The sequence below is a fragment of the Dietzia sp. B44 genome, from assembly GCF_014145245.1.
Lineage (GTDB): Bacteria > Actinomycetota > Actinomycetes > Mycobacteriales > Mycobacteriaceae > Dietzia > Dietzia natronolimnaea.
The window spans coordinates 1-2,112 of record NZ_JAALEF010000299.1 but is presented as its reverse complement, the minus strand read 5'-3'; the positions used below and the strand labels follow the sequence as shown (position 1 = coordinate 2,112).

2 protein-coding genes are annotated in these 2,112 nt (G+C 70.3%); one reads left to right on the top strand and one right to left on the bottom strand.

Annotation, left to right across the window (positions count from 1 at the left end; translation table 11 throughout):
• The coding region (locus G6017_RS10460; protein ID WP_182617258.1) for an AraC family transcriptional regulator ligand-binding domain-containing protein at positions 1-474 on the bottom strand (474 nt) is incomplete at its 3' end.
• A gap of 70 nt (positions 475-544) precedes the next feature.
• Here G6017_RS10460 and G6017_RS10455 point away from each other — a divergent pair.
• Positions 545-2,062 carry a flavin-containing monooxygenase gene (locus tag G6017_RS10455; RefSeq protein WP_182617256.1) on the top strand — a complete coding sequence of 506 codons (1,518 nt, stop codon included), beginning with the start codon at positions 545-547 and terminating at the stop codon, positions 2,060-2,062.
• Positions 2,063-2,112 lie beyond the last annotated feature (50 nt).

Sequence of the window (2,112 nt, the reverse complement as noted above, 5' to 3'; positions counted from 1 at the left end):
GATCGCGAAGAGATCCCGATCCACCAGGAACTCGCGGACGTCCTCCGGAAGGGTCGCGTCCCCCAGCCGGACCACGATCCGGTCCCCGGTCGACTCCACTCCGAACGTGCTGAAGATGTAGCTGAGGTCGATGAAGCGCAGGGTCACGGCGATCACGTCGCGGAGCGTGGGGCTGGACAGCAGGGCGTATCCGAGGATCCCGAAGGTCGTCAACCGGTAGGCGGCCCCGACCTCGGCGGCGAGGGCGGGACGGTCGCCCGCGGCTGCGCGCAGATTGCGGATCGCGGCCAACTCCTGCGCCGGGGCGACCAGCAGATCGGGGTTCGCGAGTTCGGCCGGGCGGAGACCGACCCCGCGCAGGATCGCCCCCGCCTCCACACCGAGTGTGCTGCCGGCCTCGACGAGTACACCGACCCCGGTGGCCGAACGCGGGAAGTCCCAGTGCGGAACCGCGGGGTCGTCCCAGGTGCTCATGGCCGGAATTATGGATTATCCGTCCGAGAAAGTCTGTGGCCACGCCGGTCCGACGCAATACGGTCGCACCATGACTTCCTCCGCCTCCCCCGCGAGCAGCACCCGACGGCGCCCGCGCGTCCTCATCATCGGCGCCGGATTCGGTGGCCTCGGCGCCGCCTACGAACTCACCCGTGACGACCTCGCGGACGTGACGATCCTGGAGAAGGCCGACGACGTGGGCGGGGTGTGGCGGGACAACACCTACCCGGGAGCGGCCTGTGACGTGCCGTCGAACCTGTACTCCTACTCGTTCCACCGCAAGACGGACTGGGGCCGCCGCTACGCCGAACAGCCCGACATCCTGTCCTACATCCACGAGACCGCGGACCGGTACGGCCTACGGGACAAGGTGCGCACGGGGATCGAGGTGACCTCGGCCACCTTCGACGAGGACACCGCCACGTGGACGGTGCTCTCCAGCACCGGCGAGTCGTTCGAGGCCGATGTCCTGGTCCCCGCGATCGGCCAGCTGTCCCGGCCGGCCTACCCGGACGTCCCGGGGCTGGAGACGTTCGCGGGCCCGTCGTTCCACTCCGCCCGGTGGCGCCACGACGTGGATCTCACCGGCAAGCGGGTCGCGGTTCTGGGTACCGGGGCCTCGGCGATCCAGTTCGTCCCCCGCATCCGTGAGGCCGCGTCCCACGTGACGGTCTACCAACGCTCGGCGCCGTGGGTGGTGCCGAAGCCCGACCGGGCCTACACCGACGCGCATCACACCGCGTTCGCCCGTGTCCCCGGCCTCGTCTCCGCGATGCGCGGGGCCATCTGGGAGACCACGGAGGCCATCGGCCTGGCCCTGACCTCCGCTCGTCCACTGGCGCGGATCCTCAGCGGGCTGGCCAAGGCCAACCTCAGGCTGACCGTCCGGGACCCGGAGTTGCGCGCCGCACTCACCCCCACGGAACCGATCGGGTGCAAACGGATGCTGTTCAGCAACGAGTGGTACCGCGCGCTCGCCCAGCCGGACGTCGACGTGGTGACCGACGGCATCGCCGAGGTCGTCCCCGACGGGATCGTCACCGCCGACGGGCGGCTGCACCCCGCCGACGTCATCGTCTACGGAACCGGCTTCAAGGCCACCGAGTTCCTCGCGCCCATCACCGTGCGGGGGCGCGGGGGCCGGGATCTGCACGAGCAGTGGCGCGAGGGCGCACGGGCGTACCTCGGGATGGCCGTGCCGGGTTTCCCCAACATGTTCCTGATCTACGGCCCCAACACCAACCTCGGCAGCAGCTCGATCATTCTCATGATGGAACAGCAGGCCCGGTACATCCGGCAGATCGTCGAGGAACTGGCACACGCGGAGCGGCCCGCGGCCCTCGAGGTGCGCAGCGAGGTCGACGACACCTACGACGCCGAGATCCTGCGTCGCCTCGACGACTCGGTCTGGAGCGGGTGCGACTCCTGGTACAAGGCGGATTCCGGACGGGTCACCACCAACTGGCCCGGATTGGTCCACGAGTACCAGCGCCGGACCCGCTCTGCCGACACGGCCGACTACGAGACGGTCGCGCCACGTCGTTCCGCGGAGTCGGCGGCGGTCTGACCGCGCATTGGGCGCCCGGGGGCGGTGTGACCGCGCACCGGGCGCCCGGG

Coding starts and splice junctions, on each gene's coding strand:
- G6017_RS10455 (WP_182617256.1), top strand. CDS start 545: ATGACTTCCTCCGCCTCCCCCGCGAGCAGCACCCGACGGCGCCCGCGC.